Below are 2,156 nucleotides of genomic sequence, written 5' to 3'. Positions count from 1 at the left end.
GGTCGAGCCTGGCGATCTCCTGGGTCAAGGTCAGGGACTGACGTGCGGCCTGCAAACGCTGGACGAGATCGGTGGTTCGGGTGAAGAAGACCCGGTATCCGCGCGCGACGAGCTCGTTGCCGATGGCGGCTGCGGCGTGGCTCTTGCCGGCACCGGGCGGACCAAATGCCAGAAGATTGTGGCCCGCCTTGAGCCAGGCATCTCCTTGGGTCAGAGCCATGACCTGGGCCTTGCTCAAGGTGGGAACGAGGCTGAAGTCGAAGGCATCCAGGGTCTTGCCGGGAGGCAGCCGTGCTTCTGTAAGATGGCGCTGGATCCGGCGTTGTTCGCGTTCGGCGAGTTCCAGTTCGGCCAAGGCTGCCAGCAGGCGCGAAGCCGGCCACCCCTCCTTGTCCGCTCGTGAACAGAAGTCCGGCCAGAGACGGGCAATGGTGGGCAGACGCAGCGTGCCAAGCAACATGGGCAGCTGGGCGGTGTCGACAGTGATGCTCATGCGGCCATCTCCCTGGCGGTGAGCAGATCGTCGTATGTGTCAGGCTGGGGAATATCGACGACCACATCGGCCGGCTCTTTGCCGGGGCGTTGGAAGCGCTCCTGCAGATCCCTCAGATCGGGTAAACCCTGGCCATCGAGTATGCCGGTCAGGGTCGCGGCGAGCTCAGCCTCGCAGGCCTGGTCATGCGCAAGCCACAGCAGCCCCACCATGCTGCGGCATGCGGCGGCTTTGGGAAGCGCACCCTCCAGAGCATCCCAGCAGCGGCGATATTCGCTGCGAGGGAAGAGCTTGTCGCGATAGACAAGGTTTGCCAGCGCGTGGGGCTTGGTACGCAGGCTGTGGATCACGTGCCGATAATTGACTACGTGGTCATGACCGCCCCGTCCGCGATCGGGCGCCCTCCCGCGTGGCAGGGTCTCGATGGGCTGCCCGGCCAGATAAAGGTCGATCCGGTCATCGAAGATCCTGGCTCGCAGGCTATGGCCGATGAGCCGGGAAGGCACGGTGTAGAAGACCTTGCGCAGCACGAAGCCGCCCGATGAGGTGACGAGCACCGTAGCTTCATCATAATCGCAGCTGCGGCGTGAAGGTAACGGGCGCAGGTGCTCAGCTTCGATGCGCAAGGCATCGCGCCGCCGGGCATTGTGGCGGCCCACGATCTGGGCGAGGAACGTGCGCCAGTCCTCGATGGAGGCGAAGTCACGTGTCCCGCGCAACTGGAGTGCCTGATCGAGCCGATCCTTAAGGTGACCATGACGGCTTTCTATGGACCCATTCTCATGGGCGACCCCGCGATTGTTGCGGGTGGGCTCCATCTGGTAATCGGCGCACAGGGCGGCATAGCGGGTCCGCAGATCTTCCTGGGCATCTTGCTCCAGGTTGGCGAACGCCGCGGAGAGGCTATCGGTGCGATGCTCGTGCGGCACGCCGCCAAGCTGCCACAGCGCATTCTGAAGGCCGCAGGCCAGCGCCGTGAAGCTTTCTCCTCCCAGCACGACCTCGGCATGCTCCCACCCGGAATAGACCAGCGCGAAGTGATAGATCAGGTGCGGGCTCGGATTGCCGGAGATGGTGACCTTCAGATCGCGGGCGTCAAAGAAATCCGACATGCCCTGTCGGCCTGGCGGATGGTCCTGCCGGAAGATGACCTCACGCTCTGGTCCATACTCGGCCTTCCATAGCCGTATCCGGCGTTCCAGGGTCCTGCGGGCTGGTGTTAGATCGAGACCGGGGTGGCGTTGCTCCAGCTCCCCAAGAATAGAGATGGGCTTCAGGCCCGGCGTGCTCTCGAGCAAAGGCACGATTTCTTTATCCCACAGTTCGGCGAGCGGATCTGGCCTGCCGCCGCCATGACGTCGCTCCCGGCGACGCTCCGATGGCGACCGGGGATCTTTCTCTGTCCGGTAGCCCGTGCTGGTGGAAAAGCCCGCCATGGCGGCGGCCGCTTTTTGCGGGTGTTTTTGACGAAGGGACATGTAGTACCTCTGCTGTTGGTCGGTGATGGGACGGCCAGGCATCCGATCCTCTTCTTGGCGTTGAAGATCGGACCATCCTGACCGCTGTCGCCGCCAACGGCACGGGGAAACCCGCGCCCGTGTGGGGGGAAGCTACGTCCGGGCTACGCCCGGCCTCCGCTTCCCCCCACACGTCATCTACGATG

At 64.1% G+C, this 2,156-nt stretch carries 2 protein-coding genes; both read right to left on the bottom strand.

Annotated elements, in window-relative coordinates; genetic code table 11:
• Positions 1–493, bottom strand: a 493-nt coding sequence (locus BGN95_RS05640; RefSeq protein WP_286771904.1) for an ATP-binding protein, incomplete at its 3' end; no start/stop codon positions are given.
• Positions 490–2,013, bottom strand: coding sequence for an IS21 family transposase (istA, locus tag BGN95_RS05635; RefSeq protein WP_081628012.1), 1,524 nt, complete (start codon positions 2,011–2,013; stop codon positions 490–492). The genes istA and BGN95_RS05640, both read right to left, overlap by 4 nt.
• Positions 2,014–2,156: the final 143 nt, after the last annotated feature.

This window comes from Sphingomonas sp. 66-10, from assembly GCF_001897045.1.
GTDB classification, from domain to species: Bacteria; Pseudomonadota; Alphaproteobacteria; order Sphingomonadales; family Sphingomonadaceae; genus Sphingomonas; species Sphingomonas lycopersici.
The sequence above is the reverse complement of the archived record's forward strand: the minus strand, read 5'-3'. Positions and strand labels throughout refer to the sequence as shown.

Coding starts and splice junctions, on each gene's coding strand:
- istA (WP_081628012.1), bottom strand. CDS start 2,013: ATGCCTGGCCGTCCCATCACCGACCAACAGCAGAGGTACTACATGTCC.